Annotated in this window: 18 protein-coding genes; 6 read left to right on the plus strand and 12 right to left on the minus strand. The window is 62.3% G+C overall.

Features of this window, described 5'->3' with window-relative positions; genetic code table 11:
- The first annotated feature begins 47 nt into the window (after positions 1 to 47).
- Both tkt and AB5Y81_RS11060 read left to right on the plus strand, forming a co-directional pair.
- The gene (gene tkt / locus AB5Y81_RS11055; protein ID WP_279485438.1) at positions 48 to 2,039 is read left to right on the plus strand and encodes a transketolase; all 1,992 of its coding nucleotides are present in this window, start codon (positions 48 to 50) and stop codon (positions 2,037 to 2,039) included.
- A gap of 245 nt (positions 2,040 to 2,284) precedes the next feature.
- Positions 2,285 to 3,085, plus strand: a complete 801-nt coding sequence (locus tag AB5Y81_RS11060; protein ID WP_368146656.1) for a hypothetical protein — start codon at positions 2,285 to 2,287, stop codon at positions 3,083 to 3,085.
- Positions 3,086 to 3,214: 129 nt separating this feature from the next.
- Here AB5Y81_RS11060 and AB5Y81_RS11065 read toward each other — a convergent pair whose 3' ends face one another.
- The 3 genes from AB5Y81_RS11065 to AB5Y81_RS11075 all read right to left on the minus strand — a co-directional run bounded on the left by AB5Y81_RS11065 (position 3,215) and on the right by AB5Y81_RS11075 (position 8,106).
- The gene (locus tag AB5Y81_RS11065) at positions 3,215 to 4,480 is read right to left on the minus strand and encodes a RidA family protein (protein WP_279485440.1); all 1,266 of its coding nucleotides are present in this window, start codon (positions 4,478 to 4,480) and stop codon (positions 3,215 to 3,217) included.
- Positions 4,481 to 5,567: 1,087 nt separating this feature from the next.
- A complete protein-coding gene (locus AB5Y81_RS11070; RefSeq protein WP_279485441.1) occupies positions 5,568 to 6,671 on the minus strand; it encodes an anhydro-N-acetylmuramic acid kinase in 1,104 nt (367 codons plus the stop codon).
- Positions 6,672 to 6,795: 124 nt separating this feature from the next.
- Complete coding sequence (locus AB5Y81_RS11075) at positions 6,796 to 8,106, minus strand: peptidoglycan DD-metalloendopeptidase family protein (protein ID WP_215269937.1); 1,311 nt, start codon at positions 8,104 to 8,106, stop codon at positions 6,796 to 6,798.
- A 114-nt stretch (positions 8,107 to 8,220) separates the two neighbouring features.
- Here AB5Y81_RS11075 and tyrS point away from each other — a divergent pair, with 114 nt between their 5' ends.
- Positions 8,221 to 9,420 (plus strand): tyrosine--tRNA ligase, encoded by a 1,200-nt coding sequence (tyrS, locus tag AB5Y81_RS11080; RefSeq protein WP_005303305.1) that lies wholly within the window; start codon positions 8,221 to 8,223, stop codon positions 9,418 to 9,420.
- Between the two features lie 78 nt (positions 9,421 to 9,498).
- Here tyrS and ygjK read toward each other — a convergent pair whose 3' ends face one another.
- The 4 genes from ygjK to AB5Y81_RS11100 all read right to left on the minus strand — a co-directional run bounded on the left by ygjK (position 9,499) and on the right by AB5Y81_RS11100 (position 14,995).
- The gene (gene ygjK / locus AB5Y81_RS11085; RefSeq protein WP_368146659.1) at positions 9,499 to 11,979 is read right to left on the minus strand and encodes an alpha-glucosidase; all 2,481 of its coding nucleotides are present in this window, start codon (positions 11,977 to 11,979) and stop codon (positions 9,499 to 9,501) included.
- A gap of 199 nt (positions 11,980 to 12,178) precedes the next feature.
- Positions 12,179 to 12,976: a helix-turn-helix transcriptional regulator gene (locus tag AB5Y81_RS11090; protein WP_201891826.1), complete on the minus strand. Its 798-nt coding sequence runs from the start codon at positions 12,974 to 12,976 to the stop codon at positions 12,179 to 12,181.
- An 11-nt stretch (positions 12,977 to 12,987) separates the two neighbouring features.
- Positions 12,988 to 13,524, minus strand: a complete 537-nt coding sequence (locus AB5Y81_RS11095; protein ID WP_279485442.1) for a YbhB/YbcL family Raf kinase inhibitor-like protein — start codon at positions 13,522 to 13,524, stop codon at positions 12,988 to 12,990.
- Positions 13,525 to 13,738: 214 nt separating this feature from the next.
- Complete coding sequence (locus AB5Y81_RS11100; protein WP_005303296.1) at positions 13,739 to 14,995, minus strand: adenylosuccinate synthetase; 1,257 nt, start codon at positions 14,993 to 14,995, stop codon at positions 13,739 to 13,741.
- A 188-nt stretch (positions 14,996 to 15,183) separates the two neighbouring features.
- Here AB5Y81_RS11100 and AB5Y81_RS11105 point away from each other — a divergent pair, with 188 nt between their 5' ends.
- Positions 15,184 to 16,092 (plus strand): LysR family transcriptional regulator, encoded by a 909-nt coding sequence (locus tag AB5Y81_RS11105; RefSeq protein ID WP_017765052.1) that lies wholly within the window; start codon positions 15,184 to 15,186, stop codon positions 16,090 to 16,092.
- Between the two features lie 70 nt (positions 16,093 to 16,162).
- Here AB5Y81_RS11105 and AB5Y81_RS11110 read toward each other — a convergent pair whose 3' ends face one another.
- Both AB5Y81_RS11110 and AB5Y81_RS11115 read right to left on the minus strand, forming a co-directional pair.
- Positions 16,163 to 17,539 carry a TAXI family TRAP transporter solute-binding subunit gene (locus tag AB5Y81_RS11110; RefSeq protein WP_279485443.1) on the minus strand — a complete coding sequence of 459 codons (1,377 nt, stop codon included), beginning with the start codon at positions 17,537 to 17,539 and terminating at the stop codon, positions 16,163 to 16,165.
- A gap of 221 nt (positions 17,540 to 17,760) precedes the next feature.
- Entirely contained in the window at positions 17,761 to 18,900 is a 1,140-nt protein-coding gene (locus AB5Y81_RS11115; protein WP_279485444.1) for a PatB family C-S lyase, read from the minus strand.
- A 161-nt stretch (positions 18,901 to 19,061) separates the two neighbouring features.
- Between AB5Y81_RS11115 and AB5Y81_RS11120 the strand changes: the two genes are divergently transcribed.
- The gene (locus tag AB5Y81_RS11120) at positions 19,062 to 20,234 is read left to right on the plus strand and encodes an MFS transporter (RefSeq protein WP_005303290.1); all 1,173 of its coding nucleotides are present in this window, start codon (positions 19,062 to 19,064) and stop codon (positions 20,232 to 20,234) included.
- A gap of 67 nt (positions 20,235 to 20,301) precedes the next feature.
- Here AB5Y81_RS11120 and AB5Y81_RS11125 read toward each other — a convergent pair whose 3' ends face one another.
- The gene (locus AB5Y81_RS11125; RefSeq protein WP_219253621.1) at positions 20,302 to 21,186 is read right to left on the minus strand and encodes a LysR family transcriptional regulator; all 885 of its coding nucleotides are present in this window, start codon (positions 21,184 to 21,186) and stop codon (positions 20,302 to 20,304) included.
- 99 nt (positions 21,187 to 21,285) lie between these two features.
- Positions 21,286 to 22,041 (minus strand): YciK family oxidoreductase, encoded by a 756-nt coding sequence (locus AB5Y81_RS11130; protein WP_016351568.1) that lies wholly within the window; start codon positions 22,039 to 22,041, stop codon positions 21,286 to 21,288.
- 237 nt (positions 22,042 to 22,278) lie between these two features.
- On the opposite strand from AB5Y81_RS11130, the gene sohB reads away from it, so the two are divergent.
- Complete coding sequence (sohB, locus tag AB5Y81_RS11135; protein ID WP_279485445.1) at positions 22,279 to 23,286, plus strand: protease SohB; 1,008 nt, start codon at positions 22,279 to 22,281, stop codon at positions 23,284 to 23,286.
- Between the two features lie 226 nt (positions 23,287 to 23,512).
- Here the strand turns inward: sohB and astB are convergent, their stop codons facing one another.
- Entirely contained in the window at positions 23,513 to 24,850 is a 1,338-nt protein-coding gene (gene astB / locus AB5Y81_RS11140; RefSeq protein WP_005303281.1) for an N-succinylarginine dihydrolase, read from the minus strand.
- Positions 24,851 to 25,029: the final 179 nt, after the last annotated feature.

A 25,029-nucleotide genomic window follows, 5' to 3' on the forward strand; every position in this document is an offset into this window, starting at 1 on the left:
CGCGCCTTAATCTTGGCCATCAAATGAAGCAATCGCAGGAGATACAGATGCCTTCTCGTAAAGAGCTTGCCAATGCCATTCGCGCATTGAGTATGGATGCCGTTCAAAAAGCCAACTCCGGTCACCCGGGCGCCCCCATGGGAATGGCGGATATCGCCGAAGTATTGTGGCGCAGCCACCTGAAACATAACCCGAACAACCCCAAGTGGGCCGACCGCGACCGTTTCATCCTCTCCAACGGCCACGGCTCCATGCTGCTGTACTCCCTGCTGCACCTCTCCGGTTATGACCTCTCCATCGACGATCTGAAAAACTTCCGCCAGCTGCACTCTCGCACCCCGGGTCACCCGGAGTACGGTTACGCGCCGGGCGTCGAGACCACTACCGGTCCGCTGGGCCAGGGCATCACCAACGCCGTGGGCATGGCGATCGCCGAGAAGGCCATGGCCGAGCAGTTCAACCAGCCGGGTCACGACATCGTTGACCACTACACCTACGCCTTCATGGGCGACGGCTGCCTGATGGAAGGTATCTCCCACGAGGCTTGCTCCCTGGCCGGTACCCTGCAACTGGGCAAGCTGATCGCGTTCTGGGATGACAACGGCATCTCCATCGACGGTCACGTGGAAGGCTGGTTCACCGACGACACCGTCAAGCGCTTCGAAGCCTACGGCTGGCACGTCATCCCGGCCGTTGACGGTCACAGCCCGGAAGCGATCAACGCTGCCATCGAAGCCGCCAAGGCAGAGACCGGCAAGCCGACCCTGATCTGCTGCCGCACCATCATCGGTTACGGTTCCCCGAACAAGTCCGGCTCCCACGACTGCCACGGCTCACCGCTGGGCAACGACGAGATCGCCGCCGCTCGTGCCTTCCTGAAGTGGGACCACGCCCCGTTCGTTATCCCGGCCGACATCGCTGCCGAGTGGAACGGTCAGGAGAAGGGCGCCAAGCTGGAATCCGACTGGGCTGCCAAGTTCGCCGCCTATGAAGCCGCTCACCCGGCACTGGCTGCCGAGTTCAAGCGCCGCACCGCAGGCGACTTGCCGGCCAACTGGGCTGCCGACTCCGCCAAGATCATCGAAAACCTGCAGGCCAACCCGGCCAAGATCGCCACCCGTAAAGCGTCCCAGAACGCACTGGAAGCCTTCGGCAAGCTGCTGCCGGAATTCATGGGTGGTTCTGCCGACCTGGCTCCGTCCAACCTGACCATGTGGTCCGGCTCCAAGTCCCTGACCAACGACGATGCCTCCGGCAACTACATCCACTACGGTGTACGCGAGTTCGGCATGTCCGCCATCATGAACGGCATCGCCCTGCACGGTGGTTTCATCCCCTACGGCGCCACCTTCCTGATGTTCATGGAGTACGCCCGCAACGCCCTGCGCATGGCCGCCCTGATGAAGCAGCGTTCCATCTTCGTTTACACCCACGACTCCATCGGTCTGGGTGAAGATGGCCCGACTCACCAGCCGGTCGAGCAGATCGCCTCCTTGCGTCTGACCCCGAACATGAGCACCTGGCGTCCGTGTGACCAGGTTGAATCCGCCATCGCCTGGAAACACGCCATCGAGCGTACCGACGGCCCGACCTCTCTGATCTTCTCTCGTCAGAACCTGGCCCAGATGGACCGCACTGCCCAGCAGTTGGCCGACACCGCCAAGGGTGGCTACGTGCTGAAGGATTGCGCCGGTACGCCGGAGCTGATCCTGATCGCCACCGGTTCCGAAGTGGAACTGGCCGTGGCCGCCTATGAGCAGCTGACTGCCAAGGGCCGTGCCGTGCGCGTGGTCTCTCTGCCGTCTACCGACGTGTTCGACGCCCAGTCCGCCGAGTACAAGGAGTCCGTGCTGCCGTCCTCCGTCACCAAGCGTGTGGCCATCGAAGCCGGCATCGCCGACTACTGGTACAAGTACGTGGGCTTTAGCGGCAAGATCATCGGCATGCGCTCCTTCGGTGAGTCCGCGCCGGCCGAGCTGCTGTTCAAGGAATTTGGCTTTACCGTGGAAAACGTGGTTGCGACCGCTGAATCCCTGTAATCGCTGACTATTGGGCCACTTTGGCCCAATATCCGGAATAAGAAAATGCCCCCCATCGCAAGATAGGGGGTATTTTTTTAGATTTTTTAAGAGATATTTTTAATATAAACAATCAACTTGGAATATTTTTAGTTATATTATTTATGCGTATGATATATACACTTAAATTGAGTTTGCAAGTGGTGATGTAAATTGATGGTGTTATAGGCCTGATGTATAACACGGTTTTAATAATAGGGGGCGCAATGGAATGTTATCTCAGAGATGAGCGTATTTCTAATATTACAATTGATGCAGATTGTCTTTCTCAATTAGGAGGTGTTTTTCTAGAGCGAACAATGGCTATAAATAATGCTGTCGGGAATAATACTGATGGGAAAAAGGCTATATTTACGTGTATTATCAGGTTTGATAACAAGGGTTATAGAGTTTTTAGTATTGAAGATTTATTGAATTACTTTCAACTTGGCAAGGATGTTGAACGTATATTGTTAACCATCGATACAGGAGAGAGTCTAAGTTCCAACAGGCAAATAGGAACATATTTAGAGTTACGCTTAGATAATCGAGATCAGGCAAACTGTTTTCTCACAGTAACTTCTGATGATAAAGACTTAGTCGATGCATCATTCTCTGCCATACACGATGCTTTGAGTAAATATAAAAACAAAAATGCATGGGTAAGGTCTGTATGGACGCAGCTCTGTATTCAAATAATTGGTGTTAGTCTCGGTTTTATATTGAGTTTATGGGGGGCGAATATTATTTCCCGTCAGATAGAAATGGAAAACCCTTTTGTACTATCTTTTCTGTTTTTAATATTAATATTTTCAAATCTATGGGGGTATATTAATCAAGCCATTTTATGGGGTTTGAATAGTTTGTTTCCAAATTTAAAGTTCTATCGGGAAGATAAAGAAACGCTTCATTGGTTAATGCAAACAATTGTGGGTGGCATTGTAGTTGCGATAGTTCTCTTCTTTCTAAATGAAGCATTCTCATTCTTAATGATAATTATGAACAGTATTATACATAAAGGTGGGTGAGCTCGTAGGTTCGATTAGCGGAGCATCATCGGACATTCGCGCATCTGCGTCGATGCCATAAAAAATATCCCTTCGTGTTACCAAAAAAGAGACCGGCATATAGCCGGTCTCTTTTTATTTCAACAAACCTTATGCCTGCGGCGGGGTGCTTTCGGCGTTGGACATCACGGCATCAATCTGCACCAGGGCGCCACCGGGCAGCTCGCTCACGCCAATCACGGTGCGGGCCGGCAGGTAGGCCGGGAAGTATTTGGTGTAGATGGCATCCACCTCCGCCAGATCCGCGATGTTCTTCAGCTGGATATTGACCTTGACGATATCGTCCATCACGTGGCCGATGCTCTCCACGATGGTCTTGATATGGCCGAGGCACTGGGCGGTTTGCTCCTTGACGCAACCGGTCAGGATCTTGCCGGTGGCCAGATCGAGCGGCAGCTGGCCGGCGATATGGTTGTAGTGGGAGAAGGCGACGGTCTGGGTGTGCAGGGGGCTGCGCGGTGCCTTGTCGGTGTTGCGGGCGCGGATCACCAGATTGTGTCTGTCTTCCACCAGCTGTGGCGGGGTGCCGTCACCGTGGGAGATGACCGCATCCATCTGCACCCGGGCGCCCAGCGGCAGGGCGGCGGCCACGATCACGCTGCGGGCCGGCAGGTAGGCGACGGCACGGGCAATGGCAGAGTCCGGGAAGAAGGTGGTGTAGACCTCGTTGACGGCGTCCAGATCGGCCAGTCTGGTCAGATAGACGGTGACCTTGACGATATCGTCAAACGGCACATCGATGCTCTCCAGCACGTGCTTGATATTGCGCAGGCACTGCTCCGCCTGCTGCTGGATACCGCCGGCGACCAGCTGGCCCGACGCGGCATCGACCGGCAGCTGGGCACCGATATTGTTGTAGTGGGAGAAGGCGACGGTGTGGGTCGAGAGCGGATCCTGCGGCGCCTTGTCGCTGTTGCGGGAGAGCTTCAGCAACGGGCAGGGGGCCTGCGGGAAGGTGCCTTCACCGTTGGAGATGAGCGCGTCCATCTGCACGGCGGCGCCGAGCGGCAGACCGGCCACCGCCAGCACGGTGCGGGTCGGCAGCAGACGCGGGAAGAATTCGCCATAGACGGCGTTGACCGCGTCGAGATCGGCAATCTCTTTGAGAAATACCGTGATCTTGACCACGTCATCCATCACATGATCGATGCTCTCGACGATGGCCTTGATGTTGGTGAGGCACTGTCTGGCCTGCGCCTTGATATCCCCTGCGACCAGCGCGCCCGTTTTCGGGTCGACCGGCAGCTGGGCGGAGATATTGTTGTAGTGGGAGAACGCCACGCTCTGGGTGCAGGGGCTCAGATCCTGCGGTGCATTGGCGGTATTTCTGGCTGACTTGATGATGGTATCACTCATGGCGATACTCCTTTTTCAATCATTATTGGTGTAGGTACGGGTCACCCTCCCTCATCTTCTGATGGCCGCCTCGGCTCGCCAACGAGCGGGCTCTCCTCTTTATTTCGGCAATAGCCGGCCATTCCCGCCAAATAATGACGGGTGGCAAACATCGCCTCGCATATTGAGTCAAGGTCGCCTGTGCAGGCGATCGGATAACAGAGGTATGGATTGGGTTGGTTATCTCAGACGAGAGGATTCTATGAAGGGTATTCAGGGGATGCAAACCGGGATCGCATTTCTATGAGGTGGCTCAACGCTCTGAAATATAGCCAGAATGGCATTCAATGCACGATAAATGACGGGGTAAATGGCTTCATATAGTGCGTTATGGTGGTGAAGGCCGAATGGCGCGGCTTCCCGCCATCATGCTCAGCGATCGGCCCTGTGAATAAAGCGTTAATGATTGGCACTATTTCGCTGTTAATGCAAAAAACTATGCATGGCTATGCATTTCATTGCGTTGAAAGGGGCTGTCATATGCATGGAAAATATGCTAGCTGGGGGCGGTTATTGTGCCCATTCGTCGGCTCCTGACATATCATTCAGCGATCTTGCATAGTTGTCGGCTTATTTGCAGGCAAAGCTCGCCGCGGGCAGCCGTTATTTTCCAGATATTGGCTGCCGTTATTTTCCAGATGGCACCCGTCAGGTTTATGCAATGAAATTGCAGCGTGGGACAAGCGCCATCAGGGGCAAATATCAGGACGGATGTTCCAGCCCAGCCGATATCGGGCGAAGGATGCAACAGGGGGGGCAGGCTGGTTCAGCGGGTGTAAACCTTGTGCCTGGAGCCCGGACAAGATAGCGCTGCCGCGTTGCCCTGTTCTGGCGGAAAAAACCGGTATCGCCCCATGGTCGGCGCGACTGGGTCTGGTGTTTGAGAGGTCGGCCGCCTGGGTTGCAGGAGCCTTGTTCAGGCGGCGCCTTGGGCTAGTCCTGGCTCAGGCGGGATAGAGGGCACCCAGTATCGCGGGGCGGCTGGCACAGGCGTATGGGAGGGCAGGTTGCCCTCCTTGTTCAGGCGGCGCCTTGGGTTAGTCCTGGCTCAGGCGGGATAGAGGGCACCCAGCACGGCGGGGCGGCTGGCGCCGGTGACGGCGGGCAGGTTGCCGGGTTGGCGGTGGATAAAGCGCTGTGCCAGCCAGGCAAACGCCGCGCCCTCCATCCAGTCGGGGGCAATCCCCAGCTCGGCCGTGTTGGCGATGCGCCAGCCGGGCAGCAGGCTGGCCAGCTCCGCCAGCAGCGGGGCGTTATGAGCGCCGCCGCCACAGACATAGAGCTCGGACCTGCTCTGTGCATCAGCCAGTGCGGGCAACTGACGGGCGACGCTGTGGCAGGTAAGCGCCTGCAGGGTGCGCTGTACATCCGCCGGGGCATGGGGGTGGCCGGCGAGCTCGCCATCGAGCCAGTCGAGGGTGAACATCTCCCGCCCTGTGCTCTTGGGGTGGGGGGCGGCGAAGTAGGGGTGGGCCAGCAGCCGCTCCAGCAGTGCAGGGATAAGCTGGCCGCTGGCCGCCCACTGGCCGCCGGCATCGTAACCGGCCCCCTTGGGGTGATGGCGGCGATACCAGCCGTCGAGCAGGGTGTTGGCTGGGCCGGTATCGAAGCCATAGACACTGTCGGCCTGGCCCGGCAGCACCGAGATATTGGCGATGCCGCCGAGGTTGAGCACCACCCGCAGAGCGCCGGGGTGGGCAAAGAAGGCCTGATGGAAGGCGGGCACCAGTGGCGCCCCTTGACCGCCGAGGGCCATGTCCATGGTGCGAAAATCGGCCACCACATCGATGCCGGTCAGCGCCGCCAGCAGGGCCGCGTTGCCGATCTGCAGGGTAAAGCCGAGCTGGGGGCGGTGGCGGATGGTCTGGCCGTGGCTGCCGAGGGCGCGAATATCTTTGGGAGCCAGCCCCGCCTTGGCCAGCAGGGCGTGGGTGGCGGCGGCAAATTCGCGGGCGACCAGGTTGTCGGCCACCCCCATGCGGTCGATCTCGTTGTCGCCCGGGGTACAGAGGGCGTGCAGCTCGTGGGCGGTGGGCCAGGGGTGGCTGACGGCCGCCTCGACCCGCAGTTGATCCCCCTCGATCACGACCAGCACGGCATCGATGCCATCCATGCTGGTACCGGACATCAAGCCTATATAGCGTTCAGTCATCAGCCTTCCTTACTTGCAGGTCGGGAAAAAGTACGTGAGAGAGGGTGCGGCCTCGATCCCATGCCGTATTCTGGTACCGGACATCAGGCCTATATAGCGCTCGCTCATGACTGTTCCTTGTAGGTCAGTTGCCGCCGTTGGCCCGCTTGTTCTGGGCCAGCTGCAGTTCGGGGCTGTCCAGCTTGGCCAGCTGGGGCATGGCCTGTGCCTTGAAGCTGGCCAGCGCCCGCCCGCTGAGAGACTCCGCCTGCGGCAGGTTGAGGGTGCGCGGGTTCTTGTGCACGCCGCCCACCACGAATTCATAGTGCAGGTGCGGCCCGGTGACCCGGCCGGTGCCGCCGAGCAGGCCTATGGTCTGGCCCTGCTTCACCCGCTGCCCCTTGTTGACGGTGCGCTTGGAGAGGTGCAGGTACTTGGTCACGTAGTTGCCGGCGTGCTTGATGAAGACGTAGTTGCCGTTGAACTGGTTGTAGCCGGCGGCCACCACGCTGCCGCCACCCGCCGCCATGATGGGGGTGCCAACCGGTGCCACGTAGTCGATGCCGTTGTGGGGGCGTACCTTGCCGGTGACCGGGTGCAGACGGCGCGGATTGAAGTTGGAGCTGATGTATTTGAAGTTGACCGGCGCACGCAGGAAGCTCTTGCGCATCGCCTTGCCATCCGGGGTGTAGTAGTTGCCATCCTCGTTCAGCACGGCGCGATACACGGCGCCCTGGTTGACGAACTCGGCGGCCAGGATGTCGCCGGAAGCAACCCGCTCGTCATCCTGGAATTTCTCCTCGTAGACCACCCGGAAGCTGTCCCCCGGTTGCAGGTCCTGGGCAAAGTCGATATCCCAGCCGAAGATGGCGGCGAGATCCATGATCTGATCCTCGGTCATGCCGGCGTCGACGGCGGCGCCCCAGAAGCTGGAGCGGATCTCCCCCTTGGCCACCTGTTCGCGGGTGTCGAGCTCGAGCTTGACCGCCCGGGCGACAAACCCTTCATCCTTGCGGCTCACCTTGAGCGCCTGCTCCAGGCTGTGGGGATAGTAGAGGCTGTGCAGCTCGCCGCCCTTGGTGAGCTTGAAGGTGAGCTCCTGGCCTGGCTTGAGCAGGCGCAGGGTGTCGGTGCCGTTCAGCTGATCGATGAGGTGCAGATCCGTGGTGCTGAGGCCAAGGCGCTGGAAGATGACCCCCATGTTGTCGCCGCTGCGTACCTTCACCTGCTTGGTGATGTAGCTCGGCTTGGGGGGGGCGACGGGCTTGGCTTCGGCCAGCAGCGCCTCCTCGTCGACCTGCTGCTCGATGGCCAGCTCGTTGCCGTTGTCATCGACCCTTGTGGCGACTGCCTGTTCGCTGGGCCAGGCCGCCAGCATCATCACCATGATGCTCAGGATCAGCACCATCTTGCGGTGCCAGTGAGGGAGAGAGTTGAAGGCGTGCCAAATGACCATGAGAAGCAGACGAAGTTGAGCCGGGAAGAATGTCGGAGTTTACCGCCTTTCCAATTGGCCCGCCATTCCAGTAATATGTCTGGCCCTGTGGAATCGTGATTGGAGAGTCAAAAAATGTCCCAGCTCGAGGTGGCGCTAGCCGAGATCAAGCGCGGAGCGGAAGAAATTCTGGTGGAAGAAGAACTGGTCGCCAAGTTGAAGGAAGGGCGCCCGCTGCGCATCAAGTTGGGGATGGACCCGACGGCTCCCGACATTCATCTGGGTCATACCGTGATCCTCAACAAGCTGAAGACCTTCCAGGATCTGGGCCATGAAGTGATCCTGCTGATCGGCGACTTCACCGCCATGGTGGGTGATCCCTCCGGCAAGAACGCCACCCGTCCGCCGCTCTCCGAAGAGGCCATCAAGCACAACGCCCTCACCTATGCCGAGCAGGCGTTCAAGATCCTCGATCCCGCCAAGACCCGCATCGAGTACAACTCGACCTGGCTGAGCGAGCTGGGCGCGACCGGCATGATCAAGCTGGCGGCCAAGCAGACCGTGGCCCGCATGATGGAGCGTGACGACTTCAAGAAGCGCTACAGCAACGGCCAGTCCATCGCCATTCACGAATTCCTCTATCCGCTGCTGCAAGGCTATGACTCGGTCGCGCTGAAGGCGGACGTCGAGCTCGGCGGTACCGATCAGAAGTTCAACCTGCTGATGGGCCGCGAGCTGCAAAAAGATGCCGGCATGGCGACCCAGTGCGTGCTGATGATGCCGCTGCTGGTAGGCCTGGACGGCGTCAAGAAGATGTCCAAGTCCGCTGCCAACTACATCGGCGTGCACGACGCCCCGGGCGAGATGTTCGGCAAGATCATGTCCATCACCGACGATCTGATGTGGAACTACTACGAGCTGCTCTCCTTCCGTCCGCTGGCTGAAATTGAAGAGTTCAAGGCAGGCATTGCCGCCGGTACTCTCAACCCGCGTGACGTGAAGATCTGGCTGGCCAAGGAGATCATCGCCCGTTATCACGACGAGGCGGCGGCCGAAGCGGCCCATGAAGATTTCACCCAGCGCTTCTCCAAGAACGCCATTCCGGACGAAATGCCGGAAGTCGAGCTGGCACTGGAAGGCGAAGGGCTGGCCATCGCCAACCTGCTCAAAGATGCCGATCTGGTGGCCACCACCTCCGAAGCGCTGCGGATGATCAAGCAGGGCGCGGTCAAGGTTGATGGCGAGAAGCTGGACGATGGCAAGGCACTCATCGGTGCCGGTACCGCCGTCTACCAGGTCGGCAAGCGCAAGTTTGCCCGGGTGACCGTCAAGTAAGTCGCCACCACCGGCGCCGCCATAAGAAAGGCCTCCCTTGCGGAGGCCTTTTTGTTTGCTCATTCCTGCAAAGAGGGATCAACCCTCGGTTTTCAGGAAGTTGCGATAGAGCATGTAGAGGTGGGCCGAGCTCCAGCTGAAGTTGCTGGCCCCCTGCATGGCGCCGGTCTCCGGGTTGTAGTTCTCCCGGATGGGGCCGCTGCCTGCCAGCCCCTCGGCGTTGGCAAACAGCTTGTTGACGAGCTGTTGGGCATCGCTGCGATAGCCGTAGTTCTCCAGCCCCTTCACCCCGAAGTAGAACTGATCCAGCCAGACCCGGCCGCGCCAGTAGATATCGGGGTCGTAGGCCGGGTTGGTCAGCGCCGCCGTGCCGAGCGGCACCTTGGTGTTGAACTCCTGAGCATTGAGCATCACCTCGCGTACCCGCGCCGCTTTTTCTTTGTCCGCCACCTCGGCCCAGAGCGGGCTCCACCCTTCCGGGCCGCGGCCACGGGCGGTCAACAGCTTGCCGACGCAGCCGTTGGCGTCGGGCAGATCCCCCTGGGCTATCTGGCGGTCGTAATAGAAGCCGGAGGCCTCATCGAACAGGCAGCTGTTGATGTAGCCGGCCAGCTGGGTCGCCCCTTCGCGATAGCGGCTCGCCTCGTCCGGCTTGCCGAGCAGCTCGGCCATGTCGGCCAGGATGCGTTTCTCCTTGGCGAGGAAGGCGTTGAGCTCCACCGACTCCTGATCGATGGAGAAGCCGATGAGGTTGCCATCGTCCTGATGGTTTTCGAAGAAGAAGACGTTCCAGTCCTGGCGCGCCCTGGCCAGGTCGCCGCCATAGGTCTTGTCGGCATAGCGCTTGAGCTGCTCCGGCTCGATAAAGCCGAAGCGGGCGGCGTTGTCCATGCCGGACTCCCAGCCGGCGCCGTGCTGGGCGCCGATATCCATGTCGGCGTAGCCGCCAACGCTCAATACCTGCTGATAGAGCGCCATGCCGGCGCAGCCATACCAGCCATCTCCCTCATCGGTACAGCTCGACAGATCCAGCCCGGCCGGTGCCCCCGTCGGGTACTGCACCTTGAAGGTGATGTTGCCGAACTCGTCGTTGTGCTCGACGTGACGGGTGGCGCCATATTCGATGATGCCGTTGCGGTTGTTGTCCCGCGCCCGATACCACCAGTCGTGATAGGCCTGGATCTTCGGATACATCTCGGCGATGAAGGCCTTGTCCTTGGTGGCGCTGTAGATCTCCCAGATGGCCCAGGCGGAGAGGGGCGGCTTGGTGTCCCGTTCGTTCCAGTTGCCGCCGTCGCCGCCACGATCGGCGAGCTTGTTGTAGAAGACGGCGTCGATCACCATGCCGGCATCCTGCGGCCGGACCGGGTCATCAGCCTGGATCTGGTAGTCATACATGGCGCGCACGTTGTTCTTGGCTACTTCCGGGTTGAAATGGGCCATAGCGTAGGCGTGCTTCCAGCTGTCCCAGGCCCAGACCCCGTCGAACCAGCGGGCGGTATTGGAGGGGGTCACCCCGTCGTGCAGGATGGCGCCGGCTGGGGAACGCCAGTTGCCGTTGAGGGTCTCCATCGCCTTGACCGCGATGCGTCGCTCCGATTCCGGGATCCCCTGATTGGAGAGGCCGCGCGCCAGGTAATCCTCCCAGCGGCGGGTGGAGTCGTCGAAATGGCTGGCGGGGTCGGCCAGCAGCGCCTGGCGGCTCTGCTCGAAGCGACTCGCGTCAGCACTGCTGTGGACATAGCTCTGCAGGGTGTAGATATCCTGCTGGCCCTTGGCGGCCAGGGTGAGGCTGGCCTCGCTCACGTAGCCGAGCACCTGCTCATCGAGGGTGGTGCGGCTGGGCAGGGTGCGATCGATGCGGTAGCTGGCGCTGCCGCTTTGCATGATGTTCCAGGTGCTGCGCAGTTTGCCGAACTGGAATGCCACGCCGCGCTCGGTCTGGCTGATGGAGCGGGTCCAGGCGGGGTACTGCTCGGCGACCGTCTTGTTGGCATCCCACTGGTTGAGCAGCTCCCCCTGCCAGTTGAGCTTGAGGGTGAGGGGGGCATCGGTGTGGTTGATGAGGCGGGTACGAACCAGCGCAGTGCGGGCGTCGCCGTAGCGCAGCTCCAGCTCCAGGGTGAAGGGGTCAAATTCGAAGCGCTGCACCAGGGCCCCTGGGATGGCGTACAGCGCCTGCTTGCTGGCGCTGGTGAGCGGGAAGGCGCGGCCGCTCTCGTCGCTCAGGGTCAACTTGTCCAATTCGCTTGCGAAGAACAGGCTGTACTCCTCGGCGATGACCATGGGGCCGGTAAAGCCGCCCCACTCGCTGTCGCTGGCGGGCAACAGGAAGCCGTGCCAGGCGCCGAGATCGAGCAGCGGGTTGTATTTGAGGTTGGAGTAGCTGTCAAAGTCACGGAACTGGCGCGGGGTGCCGCTGCGGTCGATCACGTTCTGATACTGGTTCGCCAGGGTGGCGCTGGGGGCGGCCGGGCTGCTGGAGTCATTGCCGTTGCAGGCTGTGAGGCCGAACAGGGCGACGCTCAGGGTGACGGATAGTAAATTTTTACGAAACATATCTCGCTCCAATGACAGTTTTTGTAGGTTAAGGAAGGTGTTTTTTAGTGTTTGTTTTAGTGAAAGCGTTTGCGAGAGCCATTATAGGGTGATTTTGAGGGGATTATTGGCGCTGCGTCACAGTGCCGGAGGGGCTGGTGTGAGCCGGATCACCCGGTTACACGAGGTTACATAGCTTGATGTTTTAGTAACTATTTACTTATCTGGCGGCAGCCAGCGAGAGAGAGGAGGGGCAGGTGCGCAGGTATTGATAGGGGGTCAGGCCGAACTCCTGCTTGAAGCGGGCGGCAAAGCGGCTGGGGGAGTCGTAGCCACAGGCGAGGGCCGTCTCCAGCGGGGTGATCCCCTGCTGTAGCAGGGTGAGGGCGTGGCTCATGCGCACCTGGGTCAGCAGCTGGCGAAAGCTGCGCCCCTCGGCGGCCAGCTTGCGCGCCATGGAGGCGCGGCTCATGGCGAAGTGCGGTGCCACCCCCTCCAGGGTGTGGTCGACGCCCGGCTCCACCCCGAGGTAGCGGGCCAGCCGCTCGCCGAGGGTCATGGTGTGGGCGGGAAACAGCAGGTCGAGCCCGCCGGCGGCCTGCAGCTCGGCATAGAAGCCCTGCAGCAGCTGGGCCTGGGTGGCCTCATGGAGCCGCCGATCCGCCATGGAGCAGACCAGCTCGAAACAGAAAGCCAGCGCCGGACTGACCGCGAGGCGCGGCTCCCTGAGCGGGCCGGTCTGGGCGGTGCTGAGCCAGTCGACGGGGGGCGTGGTCAACAGGGTCAGCGCGCGGGAGCGAAACTTGCCCTGCTCCGGCTGGTTGACGAAGGTGAGCTGGTGACCGGCCGGGATCAGCAGCCAGCTCGCCTGATCGAACGCCAGGCGCTTCTCCTGCCACCACAACTGCTTGTGACCCTGCTCCACCCAGATGATGGTGGGGGCGTAGATGAGCACCCGGTGCAGCGGCTGCTGGCGGATCCCGAGATAGTGGTGCAGTTGCAGCAGCGGCGTGCTCATCCGGCGGACTCCTAGGGGGTGACGAAGGTGGCGGTCAGGGTGGCCTTGCCAAGGGCCATGCTGTTGAGCATGTAGCCTAACATGGCGGGCGGGGAGTCTGCCTTCACCTCCAGGGGCTGGGGCAGGGCCCAGGCGGTAAACTGGTAGCGGTGCATGCCGTGGCCGGCGGGCGGGCAGGGGCCGCCGTAGCCCTGGCTGCCGAAGTCGGTCTTAAGCTCCAGCCCCTGCTTGAGCTTGCCGGAAGCGTTGCTCGGCAGCTCGCTCTGACTGGCCGGCAGGTTCACCACCAGCCAGTGCCACCAGCCGCTGCCGGTGGGCGCGTCCGGGTCATAGGCGGTGATGGCGATGCTCTTGGTGCCGGCTGGCAGATCCTGCCAGTTCAGCTGGGGCGAGCGGTTGTCGCCGCTGCAGCCAAAGCCGTTGAAGCTGAAGGCCTTGTCCATCAGCTGGCCTTCGTGGATGTCGCTGCTCTTCAGGGTCATGGCACTGGCGGGCAGGGCCGCCACGCACAGCAGGGAGAGCAGGGTGGTACGCTTGGCAATCTTCATGGTGAGGCTCCTCGGTGGATGATGGGATCAGTCTAGCGAAGAGGGGGAGGAGGTGAGTGACCCAACTGCTCAAAGTGACCTACTTGCTGCCATGATATGAGTCGTTGTGTTGATTTTTGGTGAGCGCTGCGAAAGAGTGGTGGCACGTCCTGGCATAAAAAAACCGGCATCATGGATGCCGGTTTTTTACTGTGCTGACAGCTGATCGCGCGGCTTAGCGCAGGATCATCTCGTCACGGCCCGGGCCGACGGAGACCATCGGCACCGGTACGCCCAGCAGCTCTTCGATGCGCAGTACGTACTGCTGAGCCGCCTTGGGCAGCTCGGCGAAGGTGCGGCAGCCGGTGATGTCTTCGCTCCAGCTTTCCATCACTTCGTAAACCGGCTTCAGACCGGCAGTTTGCGGCCAGATCGGGTTCTCGGTGTGGGCACCTTCGTAGGCGACGCAGATCTTCAGATCCGGCAGACCGGTCAGGCAGTCCAGCTTGGTCAGCGCCACTTCGTTGGCAGCCTGCAGCTCGACACCATTCTTGGTGGCAACGGCGTCGAAGTAGCCGACGTCACGGGGACGACCGGTGGTGGCGCCGAACTCGTTGGCGATCTTGCGGAACTCGTCCTGGTTCTCCATGGCGGTCAGCAGGGTGCCGGTACCGACGGAGGTGCTGAACGCCTTGGCGACGGCGATGACGCGCTCCGGACGCAGACCCGGCAGGCCGCCACCGATGCCGGCATAGGCGCCGGAAACGTGGGAGGAGGTCACCCAGGGGTATTCGCCGTAGATCAGGTCACGACCGGCACCCAGCTGGGCTTCGAACAGCAGGGTCTTGCCTTCGGCCTGCAGCGCTTTGAGCGGCATGCTGACGTTGCAGACAGAGTCGATCCAGGGTGCGGACACTTCCAGCAGCCAGTCGGCCATCTCCTGGGCGGTCTGGTTGAATTCGAAGGTCGGATAGAGGGCCTTGAGCTGCGGCAGTTTCCAGTCGAGGAAGAATTGAATGCGCTCGACCAGTACTTCCGGCTGCTTCAGCCAGCCCACCAGGATCGCTTTCTTCATGACGCGATCGCCATAGGCGGGAGCGATGCCCTGACGGGTGGAACCGTAGGCGCCGTCGCCCAGGCGCTGCTCTTCCAGGGTATCTTCCATGGCGTGCAGCGGCAGGCAGAGGGTGGCGCGATCAGAGATGGCCAGCTTGGGAGTGACGCCGGAGGCTTTCACTTCGTCCAGCTCGACGGTCAGTTTCTCGGGGCTGATCACCATGCCCGGGCCGAGCACGACCAGGCAATCCGGGTTGAACACACCGCTCGGAACCTGGTGCAGCTTGAAGGTGCCAAGGTCGTTGACGACGGTATGGCCGGCGTTGTTGCCGCCCTGGAAGCGAATGCTGGCGCCGGCTTGGCCTGCCAGATAATCCACGATGCGGCCTTTGCCTTCATCACCCCAGTTGGCACCTACGACTACGATAGACGACATGACTCTTTCTCCTAAGACGTTAGGCGATCATCCTAGGAGGCCGGGGCGGATTAGAAAAATTAATTATCTTTATAATTCCGATAAGAGAGTCATATAATTGCGGCGAATTTATCGGCAAACTGCCCCCTCTGCCGTACCGGCATCCCCGTCAGGGGCCTGTGCGGCCGTGGCGGCACAAGAGGATCCCCATGCTGGACATCCACTGGCTGCACACCTTCGTCACCCTGGCTCGGCTGCAGCACTTCGGCCAGACCGCCACCGAACTGCACATGACCCAGCCCAATGTGAGCCTTCACCTCAAGAATCTGGAGCAGGCCACCCGGGTCAAGCTCATCGAGCGCAGCCCGTTTCGGCTGACTCAGGCTGGCGAGCGGCTGCTGCAAAGCGCCGAGCGCGCCATCGCCGAGCTGCAGCTCTGCCAGTCCGATCTCAACGCCCTCAACCAGCTGAGCCAGGGGACGCTCGCCATCGCCGCCAGCGACATCATCTCGCGCCTGCTGCTCATTCAGCCCTTTCAGCGCTTCAAGCAGGAGTTCCCCGGCATCGACCTCACCCTGTTCAATACCACCTCGGATCAGGCGGCTGAGCTGGTCAAGGCGGGCAAGGCGGATCTGGGCTTCGTGATGGCGCAAAAGCGCAGCGAGCCGCTCTTCTACACCGAGTTGCAACAGGTGACCTGGTGCGCGCTGGGCCACGGCCTCGCCCGCTGGCAGGCGCGGGCGAAGGCGGGGGAGAGCGATCCCCTCGACGAGCCGACCCTGATCCTGCTGGGGCACGACACCCGTACCCGGGCGCTCATCGACCCCTCTTTGCCGCTGCTCGGTCTGCCCAGCTGTCGCATCATGGAAGTGGGCAGCGTGGATGCCCAGTTAGACTGGGCCGAGGCGGGGTTCGGGGTGGCCATAGTGCCGGACTTCTCCATTCACCCGCGGCTCAAGCTGACCGCCCCGGTGACCCGGCTCACCGACTTTCCCGGCACCAGCTTGGGGTACGTGGTGCGCCAGAACCAGGTGCTGTCGCGCGCCATCAAGCAGCTGCTGCACTGGGTGGAGCAGGAGATCCAGCGCCCGGCACCGTTGCCGGACGCCAGGGCGTGAGCCCACCCAATATCGAAACAAAAAGAGGCCACCCTTGGGTGGCCTCTGTCGTTGTGGCTGTTTGGCGCTCTTACTGGGCTGGTGCGCTGTGCTGGGTCGGTGAGGCGGTGCTCGGTGCGGCCGGTGCTGTCGATGCCGGTTCGGCGGGCGCCGGCGAGGCGGGTTGTGCCCCGCTCACCACGGCAGAGGGGCTTGGCGCGGCCGTGCCGGTCAGCGTGCCGCCCTGTTCCACGGCGGCCCCTTCGAGCACGTTACTCGCGCCCGGCTCGGTGGCCGCGGCTGCCGAGGGGGTCGGCAGCAGGGCGCCAGGGGTCAGCTCGGAGGAGGTGGCGGGCGTGCCTTCCGGGGAGGGGGCGCCCGTCGTGCCGGCAGCTTGCTTCGCGTCCTCACCGGCGGGGCGTGCCACCTCGGTGGGCTGCGCCGCTGAGGTTGCCAGGGCCTCCGAGGTCGCCGGAGCCGGGCTCAGGGTCTCTGGCAGCAGGGTGGGCGGGGCATCCGCCATGCCGGCGTGGCGCGGCACTTCCGCCTCACCCAGCATCCCCTCCAGGGTGAGCTGGGTCAGTGCCGGGTGGAGGCGGGTGAACTGCTTGAGGCGGCCGCTCAACACGTCGCGCACGGTGCGCACCTCGCTATCCGGCAGGCTGGCCAGTGCCACCAGCTCGGCGGTGACGGCGAAGGTGTTGATCCCGCTGGTCTGGCCCGGATAGAGGTTGGCGCCGATGCGGCCGCGCTGATAGTAAGGGTGCTGCTTGAGCAGCCTGTCTATCTGTTCCCCCTCGATGGGGATGAGGCGCGCCTTGCAGCGGCCGGTGAGATCGCCGATGGCCTGATTGGGGTGGCCCGCCACCACGAAGGCGGCGTCCAGGGTACCGTCACAGAGCCCCTCCAGCCGGTTGTTGGCCGCGGCTGGGATGAGGGGGGCAAAGCTCTTGGCCTGCCAGCCCATGGCGTCCAGCAGAGCCTGGCTGGTGACCCGCTCCCCGGAGCCCGGGTTGCCGAGATCGACCCGCTTGCCTTCGATGTCGGCCAGGGTGTTGATGTTGCTGTTGGCGCTGGCAAGCAGGGTCAGCGACTCCTGATGGAGGCGGTAGAGGCTGCGCAGCTGATCGGCGGGGGGCTGGCCCTGGAAGGGGCCCGTGCCGTGAGCGGCGTGATGCAGCACGTCCGACTGCACCAGCGCCAGCTGGATGTTGCCCTGCGCCAGCGCCTTCAGGTTGGCGAGGGAACCTGAGGTACTCTGCACCGAGCAGTGCAGGCCGTGGCTGCCGCTCTCTTCATTGAGCAGCCGGCAGATGGCGCCGCCGGTCGGGTAGTAGACGCCGTTCAGCGGCCCCGTACCGATGGTGAGATAGGTGGCGGCCTGCAGGGGCAGGGCCAGGGTTGCTGCCAGCCAGGGCAGGGCTCGGCGCAGCCGGATGGGCAGAAGGTGCAAGACGCGTTGGAACATAGTGAACCGGATCATTGGCTGATAAAAAGGATGGGTCAGCCCCATCCCGGTTGGCATCGGGCCGTTACCCGCAAGAGGGCGGCCGGTGCCGTGTTGGGTGGCCCCTGGCGCCCCGGGATGGCCGGGGTGGGGCGTCGCCAAAATATACCCTATTGCGTGCGGATACGGATCGGGTCGGACAGATTATATTGCGGGGTCGGCTGGCGCCGCCCCGCAGGGGCTCAGCGGCGAGCCAGGATGGCCTTCTCCATGCGGGCCAGCGCCTCGACGAGGCGAGCCCGGGTGCAGCCGAAGTTGAGCCGCACGAACTGGCCGTCACCAAACTGGGCGCCGGGGGAGAGCCCCACCCCGGCCTGCTCGAAGAAGGCGATGGGGTCGTCCAGCCCGAGTGCGCTCATGTCGATCCAGGCGAGGTAGGTGGCCTGGTGGCGCGCCAGCTTGATGCCGGGCCAGCGGGCGACCGCCTGCTCGATCAGGGCCAGGTTGGCGGCCAGGTAGTCGAGTTGTTCGCTGAGCCACTGCTCACCGCCTTCGTAGGCCGCCTCTGCCGCCACGAAGCCCAGCAGGTTGACGTCGGCACTGATGCCGCGCATCGCCTGCTGCAGCTTGAGGCGCAGACGGGCATTGGGCACCACCGCGAAGGAGCAGCAGAGCCCGGCGATGTTGAAGGTCTTGCTCGGGGCCATCATCACCGCCGAGCGCTCGGCCGCCGCCGGGCTGATGGCGCCGTAGGGGATGTGGCGGGCATCCTTGTCCAGCAGCAGGTCGCAGTGAATTTCATCGGAGCAGATCACCAGGTTGTGGCGCTCGGCGATGGCGTCGATGGCCAGCAGCTCCTCACGGGTGAACACGGTGCCGCCCGGGTTGTGCGGGTTGCACAGCAGCAGCAGATCCGCCGCCGGTGCCTGGCGCTCCAGCTCCTCGATATCCAGTACCCAGCGACCGGCCTCTTCCACCATGGGCACGGTGAGCAGCGGCCGGTCGTTGAAGCCCGGCGCCTGCAGGAAGGGGTAGTAGACCGGCTTGGGGGTGATGATGCCACGGCCGTGCTGGCTCCAGGCCTTGCAGGCGAGGTTGAGACCCGGCACCACCCCGGGCAGGAAGACGATCCACTCGGGCTGGATGGTCCAGCCATAGCGGCTGGCCAGCCGCGCGATGATGAGTTCGATCAGACGGGGAGAGGGGCGCGAGTAGCCGAAGATGCCGTGGGCGACCCGCGCCGTGAGGGCCTCGATGACGGCAGGGGGGGAGACGAAGTCGGTGTCGGCGACCCACATGGGCAGCACGTCCTGTCCCTTGTACTTGTCCCATTTCAGGCTCATGGTGCCGCTGCGATCTATTTCCCGGTCAAAATCAAACATGTGAAATCCTTATGCTGGCCAGTGGGCTTTCACTGTACGGGGTCGGGGACGGGGTCGCAAGCCTTGAGGTGGCTCTTGATAATGACATAAAATAAGCGACGCCATTTCATGCACTTGCCGAATTTTGGCCAGTTTTCTTCCCTCCAATCAGTGGTAATTCTATGCGCTTGCTGACCGCCGCTCGCAACAGGACGGATCCCGTCTCTCTCTCTTTTCTGGCCGTGACCTTTATGACCGGGGTGGCGGTGGCACTGCAGGTGCCCACCTTGAGCCTGTTTCTGGCCGAGGAGGTGCAGGTGCGCCCCTTCCTGGTAGGGCTCTTCTATACCGTCAACGCGGTGATCGGCATCCTCATCAGCCAGTGGCTCGGCCATCGTTCCGACAACAAGGGGGATCGCAAGCGGCTGATCCTGCGCTGCTGCTTCGCCGGCGTGGTGCTCTCCCTGCTGTTTGCCTGGAACCGGCAGTACTGGCTGCTGGTGAGCCTGGGAGTTTTGCTGGCGAGCCTGGCCGCCACCGCCAGTCCCCAGCTGTTCGCGCTGGCGCGGGAATACGCCGACAGCCGCAACAAGCGGGCCGACATGTTCAGCTCGGTGCTGCGGGCCCAGTTCTCCTTGGCCTGGGTGATAGGGCCCCCCATCGCCTTCGCGCTGGCCATCGGCTACGGCTTCGAGGTGATGTACCTCGCCTCCGCAGTGGCCTATCTGCTCTGCGCCTTCGTGGTGTGGCGCTGGTTGCCCTCGTTGCCGCTGCCGGTGATGGACAGCGAGGTGGAGCGGGTCAGCAGCTGGCGGGATCCGTCGGTGCGGGCGCTCTTCATCGCCTCCACCCTGATGTGGACCTGCAACAGCATGTACCTCATCAACATGCCGCTTTACATCACCCGCGAACTGGGGTTGGAGGAGAAGCTGGCCGGGGTGCTGATGGGCACGGCGGCGGCCCTCGAGATCCCCTTCATGCTGCTGGCGGGCCACTACACCCAGCGTTTTGGCAAACGCCCCATGATGCTGCTGGCGGTGCTGGCCGGGGTCGGCTTCTACGTGGGGCTGGTGACCCTGTCGAGCCAGCATGCCCTCATTGCGCTGCAACTGCTCAACGCCATCTTCATCGGCATCGTCGCCGGCATCGGCATGTCCTACTTCCAGGATCTGATGCCGGGTCGCGCCGGGGTGGCGACCACCCTGTTCGCCAACAGCATCCGTACCGGCTCCATCATGGCGGGGGCGATAGCGGGGACTGTGGCGGAGATCTGGAGCTTCCACGGGGTCTTCATGGTGGCCATGGGCTTGGCGCTGCTGGCGCTGGCCGCCTGCTGGCGGGTGCCGAACGTCTGAAAGCGGAGGGGTTGAGGGGGCGAGCGGGTCGGCCCGCCTCACTGTCTGATGGCGGCGGGGAGGCGCTCTAGCGGTCGTTGTCGTTCTGGTATTCGTTGCGCAGGCAGCGCAGCAGCAGCTCGGTGGCCGGGCCCAGGGCGTCGGCCGACGGGGTCAGCAGATAGGTATAGAGGTGGCGCTCGTTGCCGCTCGCCAGATCCAGCGGCACCAAGACGCCGTTGGCCAGCTCTTCCTGCACCAGGTGGCGCGGCAGCCAGGCATAGCCGAGGCCGAGTTTGAGCATGGCGATCACCTCGTGGTAGTGGGTCGCCTTCCAGCCGGTGTCGTCCGCGTCGTTCCAGTCCACCGAGCGGTGAATGGGGGGATGCAGGCTGATCTGGTTGTGGCTGGCCAGCTCCTCGGCGGCGATGGCTCCGCCCTGGGTGGCGAGCGGGTGCTCGGCCGAGCAGAGTGGCAGCAGGCACACCTCGTCCAGCGGCAGGCCGGTGCGATCGTGGGGCAGGTGCTCGGAGAGCATCAGATCCCCTACCTGCAGGGCGTTGAAGTGGCAGTGAATGCGCTCGTGCAGATTGACCCGGCAGCCCCGGCTGCGGGGATAGAAGTGGGCCAGTGCCCGATAGAGTCGCTCGCGCGGCTGCAACACCGACACATAGAGGTTGATCTGCGGCTCCCACTGCCGCTCCAGGTTGTTGGCCAGGTTCTCCAACTCTTCCACCTGCTGGCTGAGCTGACGGGCCCGCTTGAGGAAGATCTCCCCCGCCGGCGTCAATACCGCCTTGCGCCCTCTCACCTCCAGCAGAGCCACACCCAGACTCTGCTGCAGCTTGGCGACCGCATGATTGAGAGAGGATTGGCTCTTGTTCAGCGCCTCGGCGGCCTGGGCGTAGCCGCCACAGTCCACCACGGCCTGAAAGATCCGCCATTGCTCAAACGTGCTCTTGGGACGAAACATATCTCAACCTGATAAGGGAGCGGATGTTGCAACAGGGTGCCGACGGCACCCTATTGAATGTAACCCTATGCGGCGCAGGGTTGCGGTTATTTTGTTGATTTATTTGGGCTGGGCCACAAAGGTCTGGCCGGTTTTGCCCCGGCTGTCCGCGCCCATCAGATAGAGATAGAGCGGCATCAGGTCGGCCGGGGTCTTGAGGTTCATCGGATCTTCGGCCGGGAAGGCGCTGGCCCGCATCTTGGTGCGGGTGCCGCCCGGGTTGAGGGTATTGACCCGCACACCGGTATTTTCCAGTTCGTCCGCCAGCACTTCCATCATGCCTTCGATGGCGAACTTGGAGATGGCATAGGTGCCCCAGTAGGCGCGGCCCTTGCGGCCCACGCTGGAGGAGGTGTAGACGATGGAGGCATCGCCCTGCTCCTTGGCGGTCTGACGGATGAGCGGCAGCAGCGCCTGGGTCAGCAGGAATTCCGATTTGACGTTGACCTGCATCACCTCGTCCCACTCCTGCTCCTGGATGTGTTCGAACGGTGACAGGGTGCCGAGCAGGCCGGCGTTGAACAGCACGCCGTCGAGGCGGCCGAACTGCTGGGCGAAGGTCTCGGCCATGCCAAGGTAGTGGCTCTTGGTCGCCCCCTTCAGATCCACCGGCACGATGGCGGGCAGCGGGTGGCCAGCGGCCTCGATCTGGTCGTAGACCGCCTCCAGCTTGGCGCTGGTGCGGCCGAGCAGGATCACTGTGGCGCCGTGGGCCGCATAGGTGAGCGCCGCTTCGCGGCCGATGCCGTCACCGGCACCCGTGACCAGAATGACCTTGTCCTTGAGCAGATCCCGGGGGGCCTGATAGTTGAACATGACAACTCCTGTTAACAATTCGTGGCAGATGCGCGCGGCAAATAGAGGGGCAAGTGTACTGATCCCGCACGGCGTTTGACCAGTATGAGATGGCAAAAATGTGAATAAATCAGAGGGGTTGTGATTGTCGATTGGCATTTCTGACGGGTTGACGCAGAGTTTTTGCGCGCACCGGGCAAACTCCCTAGAATGTGAAAAAATCGTCCCCCCCCCGGGGGCACACCAGTGGAGCATCAAGTGGCATTTTTGACCGAATACGGCCTGTTCCTGGCCAAGACCATTACCCTACTGCTCGCCATCGGCGCCGTCATCCTGATGGTGGTAAGCAGCCGTCAGCCCAAATCTCGCAAGGGGGAGCTGGTGGTCACCGATCTCTCCAGCGAGCTGGAGCAGGGGCGTCACCAGTTGCAGAGTGCATTGGTCGGCAAGGCGGAGCGCAAACAGCTGGAGAAGGCGCGCAAGGCAGAGCACAAGGCGCGAGCCAAGAGCGAAGATGCCCGCAGTCGGCTGTTCGTCATCGATTTTCACGGCAGCATGGATGCCAGGGAGGTGGCCTCCCTGCGCGAAGAGGTGAGCGCCGTGATAGGCGTAGCCCAGCCGGGCGACGAAGTGCTGCTGCGGCTCGAATCCGGCGGCGGCGTGGTGCACGGCTACGGTCTGGCAGCCTCCCAGCTGCAGCGGCTGCGGGATCGTGACATCAAGCTGACCGTGGCCATCGACAAGGTGGCGGCGAGCGGCGGCTACATGATGGCCTGCGTGGCTGATCAGATCCTGGCGGCGCCGTTCGCCATCGTCGGCTCCATCGGGGTGATCGCCCAGCTGCCGAACTTCAACAAGCTGCTGAAAAAGCACGACATCGAGTTCGAGATGCACACCGCCGGCCAGTACAAGCGCACCATCACCATGTTCGGCGAGAACGACGACCTGGGGCGCGAGAAGTTTCGCGAGGAGCTGGGCGCCATCCACGAGCGCTTCAAGGCATTCGTGGCCGAGCACAGACCCAACCTCGACATCGACAAGGTCACCACAGGCGAGCACTGGCTGGCGAGCCAGGCCAAGCAGCTCGGGCTGGTGGACAGCCTCTGCACCAGCGATGACTATCTGCTGGCCCAGGCCAGCCAGCACAAGGTGGTCGGCATTCGCTACAGCAAGCCCAAGAGCCTGACCCAGAAGCTCGGCCAGCAGGCTGCCGTGGCGCTGGAGTCCGGTCTTGGTCGGCTGTGGCAGCAAGGACCGTGGCGCTAAGAACCTGTTCCGACCTTACTGCGAGGTCGTGATCAAGGCTCATGTGCTGCTCGCTTGTTTGTAATCAGGAGGCTCACGTATGTCTATACGCTCCGGTTCCTGCGCTGCTCTTCACCTTGCTGACGACCTCTCGCGACAGTTCGAAAACAGGTTCTAGGAAGCCGTTCAAAGAGCAACAAAAAGCCGGGCACTTGCCCGGCTCTCTTTTTTATAGGGTTGGCGCGCCTTAGCGCTGGAACGGGTAGACGGAGCCCAGTTTCAGGATCTGGGTCAGCTCATCCAGCGCGGTGCGGGACTCCATGACCAGCGCCGGGTCGCGCAGGTCGTCCAGCGCCAGGCTGTCGCGGTAGTGTTTCTCCACCCAGGCGTCCAGGCGGGCAAACTGGCCGTCGTTGATGAGGCAGGCCGGGTTGACTGCGGCGAGCTCGGTGTCGTTCATGGCGACTCGCAGTCGCAGACAGGCGGGGCCGCCGCCGTTTTTCATGCTCTGCTTCACGTCCATGTAGTGTACCCCCTTGATCGGGGTCCCCAGGGTCACCAGCTTGGCCAGATAGGCCGACACCGCCGGGTTGTCGCGGCACTCGGTGGGGGCGATGATCGCCATCTCGCCGGACGGCAAGGTCAGGATCTGGGTGTTGAACAGATAGGACTTCACCGCATCCTGCACCGACACCTCGGCAGTGGGCACCTCGATAAAGTGCAGCTCGCCGTCACCGAACTTGGTGCGCACCTCGGCCAGCGCCGAGGCGGTGTTGAGGAACGCCTGCTGGTGGAAGAACAGCACGTTCTGGTTGCCCACCGCGATCACATCGTTGTGGAACACCCCCTGATCGATCACGTCCGGGTTCTGCTGGATGAAGACTGCGCTCTCGTCCCCCAGGCCGTGCAGGCGGGCGATGGCCTGGCTCGCTTCCAGGGTCTGGCGGGCCGGGTAGCGTTTGGGGGCGGGCTGGGAGACGTCGAAGGCGCTGCGGCCATAGACGAACAGCTCGACCCCGGACTCGCCATAGGCGCGGCACAGCCGGGTGTGGTTGGCGGCCCCCTCGTCACCGAAGTGGTCGTTCTCCGGCAGGTGTTGATGGTGATAGAAGTGGCGGTCGTTGTTGAACACGGCGCGCAGGATGCGGCCGGTCACCTCGGGCTCGAGGGAGCGGTGAAACTTGTTGGTCAGGTTGGCGGGGGTGAAGTGGATGCGGCCATCCTGAGTATCGGCACTGGGGGAGACGGTGGCGGCGTTGGCGGTCCACATGCTGGAGGCCGAATAGCAGGCGGCCAGCACGGCGGGCGCCTGTTTGGCTGCCTGGGCCAGCACGCTTGCATCGTTGCCGGTGAAGCCGAGGCGACGCAGGGTGGCGAGATCCGGCCGTTCCTGCGGGGCCAGTACCCCCTGCACCATGCCGAGGTCGGTCAAGGCCTTCATCTTGCGCAGACCCTGCTTGGCGGCCTCCTTCGGATTGGACGCTTCCTTGGCATTGTTCTGGGAGGCGACGTTGCCATAGGACAAGCCGGCATAGTTGTGGGTCGGGCCGACCAGGCCGTCGAAGTTGACCTCGAAGTGCTTCATTGAGTACATCCTTTCGATTTTTATATGGGTAGCGGTTCCTTCCGCGCACAATGCTGCGGGATGCAGCCATTATAAGGAGATTTTGTCTTTTGTAACAAGCTGATAACGAAACTGGTTTGTTATGTTACAAGAGCGGTTGGTTATGTCGTTTCCAATATAAAAAGAGGAGGGATATAGCA

The organism is Aeromonas sp. s2, assembly GCF_040907935.1.
Lineage (GTDB): Bacteria > Pseudomonadota > Gammaproteobacteria > Enterobacterales > Aeromonadaceae > Aeromonas > Aeromonas dhakensis.